Source organism: Segatella copri, from assembly GCF_019127135.1.
In the GTDB taxonomy this organism is placed as follows: domain Bacteria; phylum Bacteroidota; class Bacteroidia; order Bacteroidales; family Bacteroidaceae; genus Prevotella.
Map to the genome: position 1 here is coordinate 1 of NZ_JAHOEA010000180.1, position 575 is coordinate 575.

Genomic DNA, 575 nt, shown 5'->3' on the forward strand with positions numbered 1-575 from the left:
AAGATAAGGCACGGCAATCTAAAAACAAGCGTTTTCAAATTCTGTGGCAGTATGTTGCCGGGGTTTGCCGACATCAACGCCAAAAACAACAAGAAAAACTTGCACGACTGCAACGAATACATGAACAATGATGAGTTGAGAAATACGTTGAAGTTCTCACAACTATCTCGGTATGCAAATAAGCAAGCCACAACTAAATTGCCACGTTACACCCAATCAGTTGCATGGCTGCACTCAGTACACTTACTTTGCACCCGACAATCGGTCAATGGTGCAAACCGTGACCACTATACTAACAAATAAAACAGCATAAGCTATGGCAAGAACAAAAGAAACGAAAATGTTTCCTGAACAGCAGGAGAAAATGACACAGGAGGTGATGGCTTCGCTTCAACCATCCACTTATGGTAAAGACTATGCCCAAAAACATAGCTCTTTCTTTGAAGAGGTGGAGAACTCCGATTTAGAAGTTGTGACAGAGAATGTGGCTGCAACAACCTCCTGTATGGAGGACGAACTAACGAACGAAGTTCTATCGCCACCGAATCCGCAGAAGCGCATCAGCGGCAAGCAGC

General features: G+C 44.0%; 1 protein-coding gene and 1 pseudogene. Both read left to right on the forward strand.

The window, feature by feature from the left end:
• Positions 1–303: hypothetical protein (locus tag KSW37_RS15755; RefSeq protein ID WP_217743538.1), on the forward strand; the 303-nt coding region annotated here is incomplete at its 5' end.
• 13 nt (positions 304–316) lie between these two features.
• Positions 317–575 (forward strand): annotated as a pseudogene (locus tag KSW37_RS15760) (DUF3408 domain-containing protein); the annotation flags it as partial.